Below are 15122 nucleotides of genomic sequence, written 5' to 3'. Positions count from 1 at the left end.
CACGTTTTATGGAGGCGTCCTTTTCCTTTACTGTGATACGGTCATTATATTCGTCAATCCCTGGACAGGCAATTCCGTCAGCTTTTGGGCATTATGATTCAGCGGCAACACACATATGCAATTAGATGCATCAGAAGCATCGGAGAACCTTTTGAAATTACCCACCAAATCCCCAAGTATCCCTCAGAAAGCCGACCAGAAACCGTCCAATTCGTAATTATCAACCAAAGGCTAACTCCAAAAACGAATGAAATCCCTTATGCAGCAAGGGTTCCAGCCCCCAAACAAAAAAAGGGACCTAGCCAACGGGGCTGGGTCCAAAGTTTATATTAAAAAAGGGGGTCTTGTTTATTATAATACCCTTTCTATGTTAGAGGACTGTAACGGGAATGTTCCAATTGTGTTACAAATTTGAAGAGGATGTAACATAACAGCAGTAAGCGTGTGTTTCATCACTTCAGCAGTTTTCGAAGACCAACCTGTGGCTCCTCCACCGGATTGTATTCCAATCCCATATGCCCAGTATAACCGGCCTCATCAATGGCCTTAAATATCTGCTCATAGTTCAACTCACCATTATCGAGCTCGTGTCTGCCAGGATTGCCTGCCGCATGAAAATGGCCGATCCACGCTATATTTTCACGTATGTTGGCGATGACGTTCCCTTCGGTGATTTGTTGATGGTAGATATCGAATAACACCTTTACATTAGGACTTCCAACTTGCTTTACGATATGGAAAGCTTCTTCGGATGAAGCCAAGAAATACCCTTGATGATTCACGAGCGTATTCAACGGCTCAATTAGAAGCGTAACTCCCTCTTTTTCCAAAAGAGATACACAAGCCCGCAGCCCCTCAATCAACGATTGCGTCTGAGCCTCTCTAGACACGCCTTCAAGCGCTTGTCCCACTTGAGAAATAAGCTTGGTGCAATTCAAGCGCTTCGCGACTGCGATCGACTCCGTGAGTCCCTCGACATAGGCACTACGCATAGCTGGATCAACCAGACTCACGAACTTCGTGCAAAATGTCGCAATCGAGACACCCGCTTCAGCCACAGCATCCGCAACGGCGTCTACATCCTTTTGCCACCATGACCAGAACTCAATCGTATCGTATCCGATCTCCTTCAGTTCATTCACACTTTCCCTAAAATCACGCCCTTGATACAGAGCATCCAAACAAACGGAGAGCTTCATCTCAATCCCTCTTTCCATTCTGATCTTTCCCCATTGTATGGTAAAATGAAGCAAATGCCTATGAAAAAATGAAAAGCTAGGAGTCCCAGCTATGATACGAACGCTTGCCATCACCACCGATTATGATGTGATACACGATCTCCCTCTAGAAGAACTTTCAGCCCCAACGATTCGTTGGTACTGGGTTGATTTCAATAATCCGGATGAAAAAGAAGCTTCGACGTTGAAGGATCATTTCCACTTTCATCCCCTCGCCATCGAGGACTGCTTCCATTTCATGCAACGACCGAAAATCGATCACTATCAAAATGTTCATTTCTTTGTCATGCATGCCATTAATGCGAAGACGCTGGATGCGGAAGAAGTCGATATGTTCCTCGGGAGCAACTATATCGTTACGTTCCATTTGCATGAATCCAGAGAAATAGAAGACGCCTGGACGCGGGTATCTGAGCAAGAAAATCTAAGAATACAGGGGCAGTTCTATGCTGCCTATTTAATTTTAGATAATCTCGTTGATCAATATTTCCCTAGTGTCTATCAAATTGAGGACGCACTTGATGATATTGAAAACAATATGAATGCCGAGGCTATCGATGCGTTGATGAACCAAGTTTTTGAAATTCGTTCCCAGCTATTGAAATTACGCCGTACAATCGTCCCTATGCGTGACCTATTGTATCGGATTATCAGTACGGACCGGATCGAACAGGTGCGCGAGCATCTCGTCTTTTTCACGGATATTCATGATCATCTGCTTAAGCTTTCTGAAATGATTGACTCGAATCGCGAGATTACCGCGGATATTCGTGATAGTTATATCTCGCTCAACTCCAATCGGATGAATACGATTATGAAAACATTGACGGTGATTACGACGATTTTCATGCCATTAACGTTTATCGCAGGGCTCTATGGGATGAACTTCACCTATATGCCTGAGCTTGAATGGCAATGGGGATACTTTGCAGTGCTTGTCATCATGATTGGCATTGGCTTAGGCATGTTTGCCTGGTTCCAGAAGAAAGGTTGGTTTAAATAAGTAGGTGTCAATAACATGAAGGATCGGTGCAGGATCCTTAAGACTATACGGATGATGCCCTACACCTTCCTTAACAATGACCTGATCTGGATACACAGCCGCATAATTCAGCGCACAGACGCCGCCGCGGCTTAGCCCAATAAGTATCGGAAGGGCTGTAAGCCCTTCCTTCTTTCCCAGCTTCAGCTGGAACGTATTCAACGTCTGAAGAGCCTCCGGAGAACCGTACATATGACTCACACGATGATAAACGATGTGCCAGCCCCGCTTCAATAACTCCAAATCCACGAATGGAAAACCATCGAAAAACTCCATCCGCCACGCCCAAGGTCTGCCTTCGGCCGCCGCTTGAGGCCCAGTTCAAATTGGTTCACATAATACGTATGATCAACAGCCGCATTCAGTGTGACCGTTGTAATCATCGCAAGTCGCCAGCTCTTCCAATGCATCCGCAAAGCTGCATCTTTTCAATCGCCAGACGTTTCACCGCTTCTTTGGCTGGAACCATATATTTACGTGGATCGTTCTCACTCGGATTCACGGTGAATACATCCTTGATGGCTTCCGAGAAAGCCATGCGAAGCTCTGTTGCTATGTTCATTTTAGCCATCCCCATAGAAACCGCACGCCTCACTTGCTCGGCTGGAATGCCAGATCCACCGTGAAGTACTAAAGGCACCTCCACACAATCAGCAATTTGCTGAATCCTTGTGAAATCGATGTTCGGCTCCCCTTTGTAAATCCCATGGGCCGTACCAATTGCGGGAGCTAACGTAAACACGCCCGTGCGTTCCATAAATAACCTGCATTCGTCTGGATCTGCCAGCATCGCGTCTCGGTCATCGACTTCAATATCATCTTCAACACCACCGACTTTACCTAACTCCGCCTCGACATTGACATTAGCCGCTGCCGCCACTTCCATCACGCTGCGCGTACGCGCTACATTTTCATCGAATGCATACATAGAGGCATCGATCATGACAGAGGTATAGCCTTCTCGTATACATCGAACGATTAATGAAAAATCGGTGCAATGATCAAGATGTAGGGCAATCGGAATTTCTGTGCGGTTCGCAGCCACTTGTGCCGCAGCAGCAATGTAGTCTGGCCCAAGATGTTTCACTGTTCCGACCGTCGTCTGAATGATCAGCGGAGACGCTGTTTCGACCGCCGCTTCGACAACTGCTTGCAGCATTTCAAGTGTATGTATGTTGAACGCCCCGATGGCATATTTGTTCTTTCTGGCAACTTGCAGCATTTCTGTAGATGAAATAAGCGGCATATGATTTCCTCCTATCGATTATAACGCTACCCAAGCAACTAAGCCGTCAGGCTGGTCGGGATTGATGCCTTGCCGCTCAGCACTGGTCAAAGCCACGATTTGTGGAATGAAAATGAACGGTATTCCTTGTGCGGCGATATCCAACGCGTTGTCCGTGGTTACAGCAAGATCTACATATTCCGTGGGAATGGTTTCAAGGCGATCTGCGAAAGTGATGATGGTAGCGCCTCTGTTTTTCAAATCTCGCATCAGGTTGTGTTGATGGGCTGTGCCATCACTGGAAAGAGCGGCGATCACGAGTGTATGCGAATCGATGGTAACCATCGGACCGTGCCGTACATCCAATAGATGATAGGAATGGGCCTGTACCTTGGCGATTTCCGTTAGCGCAATCGCACCTTCGGCAGCGAGTCCTTGCAGTTCGCCATCAGCAAGTACCACGGCATTCGTCCAGGCGAAGTCGCTTATTCGGCGGATGCTTTCTTCAACACGTGCCATGTAGGCTTCGCCTTGCTGAATCGCTCTATGGATATCGGCGATCAGGTTTTCGTCGTTTCCGAGGAAAGCTGCTAGCAGCAGGTTGGCTGCGTAAAGATTCGTTACTGTTCTGGTTTGGCAGACGCTATGGTCAAAGGCCCAAGGCAGCTCCAATGACAAATCGGCTCGCTGGGACAGCGGCGAATCGGATACACATGACAACGCTATAACGGGGACATGGCTCTCTGTCTGAATTAGACGGACAGCCTCCACGACTTCGCTGGTAGAACCCGAACGCGAAGGCGCAATGAGAAGTGTGTCCTCTACCAGTGAACGATAGCGCAAATGATTGAGCATGAGATCGCCTCCAGCAAGGCTGATTGAAGACAAACCTGCGCGCAAACAGACAGAGAAAGCTGCTGATTCACTTAAACAATAGCTGGAACCACAGCCTACGAAGGTGACCGAAGCAACGGACTGTGCACGTACAAACGAGACGATTTCTTCTCTTTTGGACATCAAGTATTCAAATGTTTGTTGTAAGGCGGCATATTGCTGAGTAACTTCACGGTAAGTTAAGCTCATGAGTAGTATCCTCCTAAAAAATAGTGATGAGCGCGAGGCTAGCGTTACTTACAGATAAAGAAAATTCCTCTTATTCAATGAGCTTTAGTTCACCCCAGTGAATAAAAGGAATTCGTCAGTCAGTTGCTTTCTTCAGTCAGTCCCAGTCAATCGTTTGGAAGGTGCGTGTCTCAGCGGATTCTTTCGCTTTGATACACATTAAAGCGCTTAGCAGCCCCGCTTCCATCGGCGATGTCGACTCCGCTCTCCCTTTCACAATATCGATGAAATTCTGGGCTAACCGAGCATCGCCTCCGCTGTGACCCGAGTCATCATGCTGCAGCATGTAGCTTTCTATGCGGCCAGAATGATGCATGTGCACATTAATCTCGTTTGTGCGAAAATCGAATTCGAGTGTGCCTTTATACCCGATAAATCGGGCAGAGCGAGTCCCCGCCGATTTACGCGTATAGAAATTCTGGCTATACACGGCGTGCATGCCGCTTTCGTATAAGATCATCGCGCTCCCAGAATCTTCAAGTCCTGTATCGACGGCGAACGAACAGCCAACACCTCGCCTAGCTTCATTCGCGTATCTCGCCAAGTTCAGATCGCTCTCTGGACATTGCTCCCGCTCATCGCATTCTTTGCATACGAGACCAACCGGTTTATTGCCCTTAAAGATTTGTTTCGACGTCATGGCTGAGATTTGTACAGGACGCGTGTCAAGAATCGAATTGATATAGTCAAAATCGTGCGTAGCCTTTTGCAGGAATAATCCGCCTGTCAGCGCCTCATCTCGAAACCACTTCTGAAAATAACCAGGTCCATAAGGCACATTGTTAATCGCTTGCACGTGCTCTACCGTACCAATCTTGCCAGAGCCAATGATCTCTTTGGCCAATTGAACGTGTTCTGTAAGCCGCAGGGGAAACGAAACGACAATGTTTTTCGCAGCTCCCGCATGCTTCAGGTACGTTTGTCTCAATTGCACGAGCTCATCCAAATAAATTGCAACTGGTTTCTCCAGAAATAACGGCAGTCCTGTCTGTATAACCAGGCTGGCCATTTCCGCATGGAGATTGCAACGCGTACCAATGCAAATGCCGTCAAGCTCACTCGCTTCAAGCATGTCAAACGCATCTGAGTAGTAAGCGATATTATGCGTCCAGCCCCGACTTGCTACCTCGCCCTTCACTTCCTCAATCTGAATGTCCGTTACGGCAACAAGTCGAACATCCGGGTCGCAGCGGACGAGCATGTCGACCATATGCCGCATCCTTTTGCCATACCCGATAACGCCGATTTTCATGTTGTTTCCTCCTAACCTTTAATAGCGCCAATCATGACACCTTGAACGAAATACTTCTGGATGAACGGGTACAGCAGCAAGATCGGCAGTGTAGCCACAATAATAATGGCGTATTTGACCTGCATGATCGCCAAGCTTTTCTCTGCGCTAGGCGACATGGAATCCGCGAGACCTTCTGAGTTTTGCACCAGCACCTTCACCAGATACAGTTGAAGCGGCTGCAAGTTCTTATCGGATAAATAAATCAGGGCGCCGAAATAGCTGTTCCAATGCCCCACCGCATAGAACAAAATAAGGACCGCAATGATCGGCATGGAAAGCGGTGCAACGACGCGATAAAGGATAGTAAGGTCATTCGCACCGTCCAATTTGGCCGATTCAATCAAGCTTTCTGGGATATTGGCGAAGAATGTGCGGGCGATGATGACATACCAAACACCGACTGCGCCAAGGATGACGAGCGCCCAACGCGAGTTGTACAGACCTAATTTATTAACCAAAATAAACGTAGGAATGAGGCCGCCGCCAAAAAACATCGTAAAAGCAAGGAACACAGTAAGCCATTTTTTCGCAAAAAAGACAGGGCGGGATAACGGATAAGCGAGCAGCAATGTCATGACGACATTGAGCGCCGTTCCGGCTACTGTATAAAAGATGGTGTTCGAATACGCTTGCCAAACGTCAGGATTTTCAAACACCAGCTTATAGGCATTCAGGGAAAATCCTACTGGGTACAGCCATACTTCGTTACTGGCTGCTGCCAAGGCCGAGCTTAACGACATACTAGTGACATACACGAGCGGATATAAACACACGACGATGACCAGACACATCAGGCCGAAAATGATCGTATCCGCCAACTTGGATTTCCATTTGAACGTATTGGTCATCCCATTTCTCCTACCATAGCGATATTTGTGTAAATTTGCGGCTCAGCGTATTGAACATGATGAGCAAGGTAAAGTTGATCACGGCATTAAATAAGTCAATGGCGGCTGCAAAGCTAAAATCTCCTCCCAGGAGACCAACCCGGTATACATAGGAAGATATGACGTCAGCCGTTTCATAGGTTGCTGGGGTGTAAAGCAGAATGATTTTTTCAAATCCGACACTCATCATTCGCCCCAATGACAGCAGCAGCAAAATGATAATCGTAGACGCGAGGCCAGGCAGCGTAACGTGTATCAGCTGTTTCCACCGGGATGCGCCATCAATTTTGGCAGCTTCATACAGCATCGGGTCAATGGCCGACAAGGCAGCCAAATAAAGGATTGAATTATATCCAAAATTTTGCCAAACATCACTGCCGATATAAATCGTACGAAACCAGCCTGGCTCGCTCATGAAGTTGATTTTCTCATGTCCGAACCATCCCAGAATGACATTGACAATGCCTTCATTCGGGGACAGAAACGTAATGACCATCCCCGAAATAACGACCACCGAAATGAAATGGGGCATATAGCTGACGGTTTGCACGACCCGTTTGAATCTTTTAAGTCGAACTTCGTTGAGAAGGAGCGCAAAAATAATCGGAATCGGGAAGCTCCAAATCAAATGGTAAAGGTTAATTAACAGAACGTTCTTGATAAGCCGCCACGCATAGATGGAATTGAAAAATTCCTCGAACCAGCGAAACCCGACCCATGTGCTGCCCCAAACTCCCTTTGTAGCTGAATAATCTTTGAATGCGATCAATATGCCGTACATGGGAACATAATGAAACAGCAGGAAGTATATGATGCCAGGCAGCGTCATGAGCAATAAAAATTTATCTCTGCCTACAACCTTGAAGGCATTCCGGAGCAACGCTTGCCGTTTAGAAGCTTTGCTATTTGAGGCAACTGTTGCGATTTCCATAGCGTCATCCTTTCTTCCTTATTTGCTCTTCATCAATCGATCGTATTGATTTTGCTTGATGCCAACAATTTCGTCGATGCCAATATCTTTCAACCGCGCAGTGAACTGATCCCACTTCTCGAGCGGTTCTTGACCGAGGATGAACTTCGCTACCATTTCGTCCTTATAGGTCGAGAGATCCGTCATTTTACGGTTCAATTTCGCGCTTTCATCATCGGTTGGCATAGCAAATTCAGCAAGCGGCACGATATACGATTCCACATTCTTCGCACGTTGCTTGAGCGTATCGTCCGTTAGCTTCAGCTTCGAAACGTAACCTAGGCGTAGGGTTGAAGCGACAGATTGCCAGCCTCCGACGGAACGAATAGCCTCAACAGGTCCAAGCCCTTGTGGATTTTTCAGAATGAAATCGGTCATTTGCGCATCGCCGTTTTGCGTTGTATACGTCTGCCCTTCGATACCGAGCGTCATGCGTTTCGCATTTTCTGGTGAGTACATGACATAGTCAAGCCAACGCATCGCTTCTTCGACATGCTTGGATTCTTTCGTAATGACAGCTTTCCCGTTAGGCAGTCCGAGCGTCTCAATATGTCCTTTGTAACCATTCGGCCCTGCAGGCGGGTTCGTCATCACATATTTGCCAGCACTTTCGCCCGCTTCCTTCAACTTATTGTTCCAAAGCGGTGTTGACTCTTGCCAGTTGATGACGGAGCCCGTGATACTACGGATAATTTTGGAAGTCATTTGATCCTTATTATTAACTGCAAATTCCACGTCCAGAAGACCTTCTTTGACAAGCTTATTCAGGTAAGTCACCATTTCCTTCGCTCGCGGATCAAGCCATTCGTACTTAATTTTCCCACTAGCATCCGGATAGAAGCCATCACTGAAACGAAGGTGAAGTCCCCAGGCATTCCCCCAGTTATAAAGTTGGGATACGCCGTTCACGTTTGTCATCGGAATCTCATCGGCTTTGCCGTTTCCATTCGGATCTTTCTCTTTAAACGCTTTCAAAACCTGATACCAATCGTCTGTCGTAACAGGCTCTTTCAGACCCAGCTTATCGAGCCAATCCTTACGAATTAACCAGCCGTATGGTCCTGCCGCAACTTCCTCATCGCGAGATGTGGATAGATGGTACGTAATGCCTTCAGGCGATTTCATGAATGCAGGAAGCAAGGTTTTCTCCTGGAACAGCTTCTTCGCGTTTTCACCGTACTTATTAATGAGTTCGTCAAGCGGTTGCAGCAAGCCATCTTTCGCGTATTTGTACATATCAAAGTTAGAGAAAATAATATCAGGTAAATTAGAGCGCGCTGCTAGACGCGTTTGCATCGTAGTCTGGAATTGTGCGCCAGGCACGACATCCCATTTAATTTTAATCCCTGTTTTCTTCTCGATTTCTTGGAAGACAGGCAAATTTTGAGTCAAACTTGCAGCCGCATAAGGATTATCCGGTACAGCGATCGTTAATGTAACCGAACCGTCCGTCACGATCGGCATCGGATTCTTTGCGTCTGCTGTTTTCGCTTCTGCCGTTTTGGTCTCAACCGGCGTTGTTGTTTCTTTCGTTGAAGTTGCATCATTCGTACAACCAACGACAAGGGTCAATGTAAATGATAAACCTACTGCAGTAGCGAGCCATTTTTTCAAATTAAAAACCTCCCTATTTGGTTACAATCTCATTCTCGTCTAACGCAGAAGAAGCTGCCAGCGAGATGTAACAACCTCAGCGTAAATCAGCAGCTCCTTACCGTCCACGAACAATACTCGTTCTGAAGCGATCATTTTTTTACAATCGGCCTATTTATGAGAAAAACGAAGGATTTAGCCGCTTTCTACACCCGTTCTTTGAACTGACTCGGGGTAACGCCCATATATTTTTTAAACAACCGTCGAAACGTTACGTCATTTTCAAATCCAATCTTTTGAGCAACCTGCAGAATCGTCGTATCACTTAGCAGCAACCTCTGAGAAGCATCTATTCTTTTTTTGTGCACATAATCGATGAAATTTGTACCTGTCTGATCTTTAAAAAATCGGCTTAAATACGAGGCTGTAATATGAAACAGGTCCGATACTTGCGATAACGATAAAGATGGATCTTGATAGTTGTCATTAATGTAATCAAGTACCTGCAGAATCAGTGTGTTGTTCCCGCTTTCCTTCAAACCTGCAATCGTTGTTGCCGCCTCACGGTAGAGCTTCTCAATGAAGACGAACATGTCAGCCAAATCATCCATCGACCACAATTGTTTCAAATTAAATGTATCGGGTATGCCCGCGTCCATCTGCTCCAGGGCTTTGTAGGAAGCAGCTGCCACACTATAGCACAAAAATCTGGCCATGCCTGCCGTCAAACAATACGTAGCGATATGATGATTGACCGCTTCGCGTGCAATGCGAATGGCTTCATCGACGGCTCCGCTTTTGATCGCAATGATTAAAGATTCTTCTTCTGCAAAGTACCCTCGCCAATCTCCGCGATCCTCGATTTCATCTACATAGATCACGCTGCCCTCTCCTCGAACGAATCGGTAATCGACCGCAGCAGAGGCATCTTTATACGAATAATGGAGCTGATCACAACGATCATACATTCTTCCAATGCCGATTGACTTATAAGACCATTTGCATTGCATCAAGAACTCTGCTGCCAGTGAAACAGCTTCCGATTGCAACTCCTTATCGTTCATGTTCAACACAATAGCCTTTCGGCGCGGTTCCAGCTCTACCCAGTAGGCTGCAGCATCCAGCGGCATCATGAGGGCATGTAAATGTCGATGCTGCGATTCATCCAACACCCGATCATCCTCGATCAGAATCACGATACACATCACATAGTTCCGTTCAAATTCAAGACCAAGAAAGGCCATCGTTTCACGCACGACGGGATCTTGAGCCGCATCGGGCTTCAGTAAATGATGCAAGCAGGTATTCCGAGCAAGCGGCCGATACAGTCCAATTTCGCTGGAGCTACGATTGGCATTCGTAATCATATCCAGAATGGCGTGCTCTAGCACGTTGAATTCATTCTTATCCGACTCTTCATTAAAAAGCTTGCTGCGCAGCGTGCCCATTATTCGAGCAAGCGGCCGATAGTTGCGCATGGTCAGCAAATAAGACAAGAATAAGCCCAACACCATATAGAACAATGTCAAAGCCGCAGCGACAATCTGAATGTACAGCAATTTATTTGAAAATGCTTGGGCAGGGATCGCCACGGTATACATCCAGTGGGTTTTGGGTGATTGCACGTGATAGAGCACATACGATTCGCCTTGCGTGCTTTCCCATTTCACGGCTTTACTTATCGCGGAATAATCACTCGCTTCCGTGGATTCGAATGCATCATCCTTCGTTTGCGTGATAAGCTGACCTGTTGCATCCGTGACGAGAAGCAGGCTGTTTTTCAGCAAGGTCGACTTGGCAAACACGTCCATAAGCGCTTTATCATCAATAAAGAGGACAAGCGTTGCTAAGAAATTGGAATCGCCTGGCGGCAACGATTGCAGATACGTTAGCTTGGTATGCTGCTTATGGTTAGCATCAACCTCACGATGAATCATGAGACGGTGGTCATTAAGCACGGATAAGTTCTCTTTCCAATCCTCCCACCCGACGTGATCATAATGGATCAAATCTGAAAAAAATCGCTCCAGCGTGTCCTTCCCTTTGCTCGATAAGACCGTGTCTTTCTCGTTAAAATAAACGGCAATATCTTGTACGGATTCATACGTTGTCTTATATAGCTTCAACTCCTGCAGGACGTTCAGCATCTCTGCAATATCTACCCGTTTATAATCAAAGGTGGTGCCCTCCATATTCATGAACTTGGATACCCACGGCGTATAGGAAAATTGCAAGGCAAATGAATCCATACGTTCAAAATTAAGATCGACTTCCTTCTGGATGTCGTGTAAGGCACTGCTATAGGTAAATTGGGTCTGCTCGCGGAGCGAAGTGTAAGCCCAATAATAGGCGGCAATTCCAAAGAGAAGAAACGGCACTGTAATTAATAAAACATATGAAACGAATGTTCGTATGAAAATGCTGTTTCTCTTTTTAAAATACGATAACCCGTTCATAGACCCCTCCATGCACTTCAGTTATGTAAATTTTTGTTCGTCACATGTCAAAAAATACGATCTGTTTGGTTCAATTGTATTCAGATAGCATAGTACTTAAACAATCATTCCTTTGCTCTACTCGAGCAAATTGTAGAGGAGTCAATCAAATGGAATCCATCGAAAAAATTGCTGTCATTTCGGATATTCACGGGAATGTTCCCGCCTTGCACGCTGTTCTTCAGGATATTCAGAAGCGGTCCATTTCCCGCATCATTTGTCTTGGTGATATTGTTGGCAAAGGTCCCGACTCCGATGAAGCTGTAGATCTTATTAAAAGCCACTGCGAAACCGTCATCCAAGGCAATTGGGATGTTCTAATGGGGAGTCATCAGGTTAGTGAAGACTACGCCTGGCACCAACGACAACTAGGCGAATCGCGTATTCACTATTTGTCGACACTGCCTTTCTCCATCGACTTACGCCTCAGCGGCAAACGCGTACGGCTGTATCACGCTTCCGCCACGAGTGTATTCCATCGCGTTCAACCGTGGGATAGCTTGGAAAGCCGGCTCGCCATGTTCGACAATACCGATCTAACGGGTACTCCCGAGGACGGCTGTACACCAGACATCATCGGCTATGGCGATGTTCATCAAGCATTCATCCAGCACTTCAACGGTAAAACCTTATTCAATACAGGCAGTGTCGGTAACCCCCTTGATCTCCCGCTAGCTTCTTATGCCATTATGGAAGGGGTGCTTGATGCCGAGATCGAGTCTCCTTATTCGATTCAATTTATCAGAATACCTTATGATATTGAATGGGCTCTGCACCTGGCTAAACAAGCAAAAATGCCGTCATTCGCCGAATATCAATTTGAGCTGACTACCGCCAAAACGAGGGCACTGATGAAGAAGTAAATTAATAAAATGCACGCCTTGAATGCTCATATTTATTACTTTTTTTGTGAACATGATAAGCATCTGGCTCTACAAGAAGCACATCGGGAAGTTCTAATGAGATATCTGCCAAGTCGTATGATACACTTCCAAACGACTCCCCCTTAGATAACGGTACTCAACCTAAATGCCGGCAATGATGAGTCCAAAAGGTTCCGTATGCGTCTGACCCCCAGGTCCGAAGAGACGAGCACACACATACTGACGCACATCTCTTGTTGTGGCCAGATGTATGGTTTTGTCGGTCGATACCACTGCCTTCCGTAGATATCCACGCTATCGTGTCATAATTTTGCGCATCCACAGTGATCGTCTGGGCTATTCCACTCCATTTATCAGCTCCTCATACCTACGACGGTACGTACTAGGCGCCTGCCCAAACGATTTCTTAAACTGTCTTGAAAAATATAACGGATCAGAAAATCCGATGGAATAGGCAATTTGTTTAATGGAAAGCGGTGTGAACAATAAGAACCTTGCCTGCTCCATCCTGATCAGGAGAAGGAATTGCATCGGCGACATCCCCGTTTGAAGCTTAAACATTTTGGAAAGGTGTGTACGGTGATACCCTAATGTCCTTGCCAACTTCCCAATGGAAACTGGCTTTGTGTAGTTGAGGAGAAGCCAATCGACAGCATCTTGGACTTGCTTATTTTCTTCTATCGGCGCTTGCCTTGCATCGCTGACTGACAGTACCATCGTCATCCCCGCCTCCCCAGAAAATCCCCTACAAAAGTCCATCTGTTCATGATTGGATTCCGTCTTCATTTCAGCTAGAGTTCTAGTTGGGAGCGCACGAGCAGCGCTTCACGCTGAAAGGAGTTGGTAATTGATATGAACGTGAAAAAAAGTAAGCTTATTGCATTCGCCTTGTTTTTGTCGTTTATGTTGTTTGGCGGGACTTTGCCTGTTGCGTTTGCGGCGGATGCCATTTCCCCCCTCCCACATCTGGGTATTTATTATGGCTGGCCCTCACTCGTCAACGGCGCTGCAGGCAATGTAACAACGGCTACGGCTACATTCAATCAATTTGACATTCTCGTTTTTGGTGACGGTATCGAACATGCGGCTCACGGAGACAATGCGAAAACAAAACAAATTATTACGAACTTAAATGCAAACGGTAAAAAAGTATTCGGTTACGTGGACCTCGGCGTTTCCACTCAAAATCTAAGCATTGCCACGATGAAAACGTATGTGGACGAATGGAAAAGCATGGGCGCCTATGGCATATTTTTGGACGATTACGGGTTTGATTACGGCGTCACGCGCGCCAGACAAAATACGATGCTAACCTATATTCACAGCGTAGGACTGAAAGCATTCATGAACTCATGGAATATTGATCATGCACTCGGCAATTTAGACGAATTTGGCGCAAACAATCCTCCTAATACGGTAGCAGGCGATTATTACTTAGCGGAAAGTTGGCTTATATCGGGAAATAGTTATCAATCCGTTTCGAGTTGGTCAGCCAAAGCCGACAAAGCACTCAGCTACTATCGCACGAAAGGCGTGATTACGGCTGCCTTGTCAACGAATGCTGCCAATGGTGCGACAGCTTCGGACAACACAACAGACAAATTCAAGATGGCTTGGTGGGGCGCTGCCATGTACGGTTTCCCGTTCCAGTGGACGGATCTTTGGTACTCAGCAAGTAATAACACACTCCATTACTATTCGAACTTAAGCACGAGTTACGGAACTTCTTTCCCAGCAGATCCTGTTCATCAAAGCAGCTCCACCCTAAACTCTCGCGTTTCAAACTCAGGTACAATTAACGTAAACGGTAACGGATCTTCAACTGGTACTGGCAGCTTTACGTCAATTCCAACCATTACGGTTGACGGCAGTACAAGCGACTGGTCAGCCATCACGGCGCTAAACAGCAGCGGGTCTGGAACTGTTTCCACCATTAAAGCGACAAATAACGGTTCGAACCTGTACCTCCTTATTCAGGGAAGCGGCTTAAATGTGAAAAATCAATTTTATTTAAACACGGACAATAGCACATCATCTGGATACAACCCGACCGGATGGACAACAAGCGGAGTCGATGATTTATTGGAGAATGGTAACCTGCATACCTATGCAGGTCCGATTAATACCTTTAACTGGACATTCGCGCTTACGTTAAGTTCATCTCAATTCGTGAATAATGGCAGTACGATTGAAGTCTCGATTCCTTTATCCTCATTGGGTTTAAGCGCAGGGAACACGATACGATTAGGCTTTATTCAAAATGACTCCGCAACGAATCGCTTGCCTGCTTCAAGCGGAACGCTTTACAGCTACACTTTGCAATAGTCTGGTCATAAGGAAGAAGAGCCATGTTAAGAAACACGGCTCTCTTC

The 15122-nt window shown here is 46.3% G+C and carries 14 protein-coding genes; 3 read left to right on the top strand and 11 right to left on the bottom strand.

All coding sequences use genetic code 11. The features are described 5' to 3' along the window. Positions 1-452: 452 nt before the first annotated feature. Entirely contained in the window at positions 453-1217 is a 765-nt protein-coding gene (locus tag AC58PQ_RS19695; protein WP_497244455.1) for a hydroxypyruvate isomerase family protein, read from the bottom strand. 73 nt (positions 1218-1290) lie between these two features. Here AC58PQ_RS19695 and corA point away from each other — a divergent pair, with 73 nt between their 5' ends. Beyond that, the gene (corA, locus tag AC58PQ_RS19690) at positions 1291-2241 is read left to right on the top strand and encodes a magnesium/cobalt transporter CorA (RefSeq protein ID WP_497244453.1); all 951 of its coding nucleotides are present in this window, start codon (positions 1291-1293) and stop codon (positions 2239-2241) included. On the opposite strand, the gene AC58PQ_RS19685 is transcribed toward corA, so the two are convergent. The 9 genes from AC58PQ_RS19685 to AC58PQ_RS19645 all read right to left on the bottom strand — a co-directional run bounded on the left by AC58PQ_RS19685 (position 2197) and on the right by AC58PQ_RS19645 (position 11827). Continuing rightward, on the bottom strand, positions 2197-2529 hold the full coding sequence (locus tag AC58PQ_RS19685; protein WP_497244451.1) for a hypothetical protein: 333 nt from the start codon (positions 2527-2529) through the stop codon (positions 2197-2199). The two genes, corA and AC58PQ_RS19685, sit on opposite strands and share 45 nt — an antisense overlap. Then, positions 2511-2663 (bottom strand): hypothetical protein, encoded by a 153-nt coding sequence (locus AC58PQ_RS19680; RefSeq protein ID WP_497244449.1) that lies wholly within the window; start codon positions 2661-2663, stop codon positions 2511-2513. The genes AC58PQ_RS19685 and AC58PQ_RS19680 overlap by 19 nt, the downstream gene beginning before the upstream one ends. Then, a complete protein-coding gene (locus tag AC58PQ_RS19675) occupies positions 2660-3526 on the bottom strand; it encodes a class II fructose-bisphosphate aldolase (protein ID WP_497244447.1) in 867 nt (288 codons plus the stop codon). Before AC58PQ_RS19675 ends, AC58PQ_RS19680 begins: the two co-directional genes overlap by 4 nt. A gap of 18 nt (positions 3527-3544) precedes the next feature. Beyond that, positions 3545-4588 carry an SIS domain-containing protein gene (locus AC58PQ_RS19670; RefSeq protein WP_497244445.1) on the bottom strand — a complete coding sequence of 348 codons (1044 nt, stop codon included), beginning with the start codon at positions 4586-4588 and terminating at the stop codon, positions 3545-3547. 136 nt (positions 4589-4724) lie between these two features. Continuing rightward, positions 4725-5879: a Gfo/Idh/MocA family protein gene (locus tag AC58PQ_RS19665; RefSeq protein ID WP_497244443.1), complete on the bottom strand. Its 1155-nt coding sequence runs from the start codon at positions 5877-5879 to the stop codon at positions 4725-4727. Between the two features lie 11 nt (positions 5880-5890). Further along, positions 5891-6769 (bottom strand): carbohydrate ABC transporter permease, encoded by an 879-nt coding sequence (locus tag AC58PQ_RS19660; RefSeq protein ID WP_497244441.1) that lies wholly within the window; start codon positions 6767-6769, stop codon positions 5891-5893. 10 nt (positions 6770-6779) lie between these two features. Beyond that, positions 6780-7739, bottom strand: coding sequence for an ABC transporter permease (locus AC58PQ_RS19655; protein WP_497244439.1), 960 nt, complete (start codon positions 7737-7739; stop codon positions 6780-6782). A gap of 18 nt (positions 7740-7757) precedes the next feature. Then, positions 7758-9392 (bottom strand): extracellular solute-binding protein, encoded by a 1635-nt coding sequence (locus tag AC58PQ_RS19650; RefSeq protein ID WP_497244437.1) that lies wholly within the window; start codon positions 9390-9392, stop codon positions 7758-7760. A 185-nt stretch (positions 9393-9577) separates the two neighbouring features. Further along, complete coding sequence (locus AC58PQ_RS19645; RefSeq protein WP_497244435.1) at positions 9578-11827, bottom strand: helix-turn-helix domain-containing protein; 2250 nt, start codon at positions 11825-11827, stop codon at positions 9578-9580. A 158-nt stretch (positions 11828-11985) separates the two neighbouring features. Between AC58PQ_RS19645 and AC58PQ_RS19640 the strand changes: the two genes are divergently transcribed. Further along, positions 11986-12729 (top strand): metallophosphoesterase family protein, encoded by a 744-nt coding sequence (locus AC58PQ_RS19640; protein ID WP_497244463.1) that lies wholly within the window; start codon positions 11986-11988, stop codon positions 12727-12729. A gap of 357 nt (positions 12730-13086) precedes the next feature. Here AC58PQ_RS19640 and AC58PQ_RS19635 read toward each other — a convergent pair whose 3' ends face one another. After that, positions 13087-13473, bottom strand: coding sequence for a helix-turn-helix domain-containing protein (locus AC58PQ_RS19635; RefSeq protein ID WP_497244433.1), 387 nt, complete (start codon positions 13471-13473; stop codon positions 13087-13089). Positions 13474-13602: 129 nt separating this feature from the next. On the opposite strand from AC58PQ_RS19635, the gene AC58PQ_RS19630 reads away from it, so the two are divergent. Continuing rightward, positions 13603-15075 (top strand): hypothetical protein, encoded by a 1473-nt coding sequence (locus AC58PQ_RS19630; protein ID WP_497244431.1) that lies wholly within the window; start codon positions 13603-13605, stop codon positions 15073-15075. Positions 15076-15122 lie beyond the last annotated feature (47 nt).

This window comes from Paenibacillus sp. J22P143 (assembly GCF_059692035.1).
The sequence above is the reverse complement of the archived record's forward strand: the minus strand, read 5'-3'. Positions and strand labels throughout refer to the sequence as shown.